This is a genomic window from Paraburkholderia sp. SIMBA_054 (assembly GCF_046534875.1).
Classification (GTDB): Bacteria; Pseudomonadota; Gammaproteobacteria; order Burkholderiales; family Burkholderiaceae; genus Paraburkholderia; species Paraburkholderia hospita.
In genome coordinates this window covers 1-547 of record NZ_JAWRXV010000213.1, presented here as the reverse complement: position 1 = coordinate 547, position 547 = coordinate 1, and the positions used below count along the sequence as shown (strand labels likewise).

Below are 547 nucleotides of genomic sequence, written 5' to 3'. Positions count from 1 at the left end.
GCTACCGCGTCCTTCATCGCCTGTGATCGCCAAGGCATCCACCACATGCACTTGTTCGCTTGACCCTATAACGGGTGCGTCTCTCCGTGTTACCACGTCAGACCCACTCGCTACAGGTTGAGTTTTAGCGTTGTGCCGTATTCCAAGGCTGTCTTTCGACAACCCTTAAAAATACATTGATACAATCACAACCCTGATTCACCTACTCACGCGCCCATCTCTAAGCACGCTTTCGCGAATCTCTTTACTACTTCTTCCTGATTGTTAAAGAACGACAGCCGATATCGCGATTGCTATAACCGCATATCTTCACTGACTGGCTCAATTGCCAATGCGAAGTCTTCTGCGTTCTGCAGAACACTGTGCATTGGGAATTGGTGGAGGATGACGGGATCGAACCGACGACCCCCTGCTTGCAAAGCAGGTGCTCTCCCAGCTGAGCTAATCCCCCAGTCATACAGTACACAGGAGAATCTTCAGTCAGCCACCGCAGACAAGACGCTGGTGGGTCTGGATGGATTCGAACCATCGACCCCCGCCTTATCAA

The 547-nt window shown here is 51.4% G+C and carries 1 tRNA gene; it reads right to left on the bottom strand.

Annotation, left to right across the window (positions count from 1 at the left end):
• Nucleotides 1-375 precede the first annotated feature (375 nt).
• Nucleotides 376-451, bottom strand: a tRNA-Ala gene (locus tag SB822_RS54815).
• Between the last annotated feature and the right edge of the window lie 96 nt (nucleotides 452-547).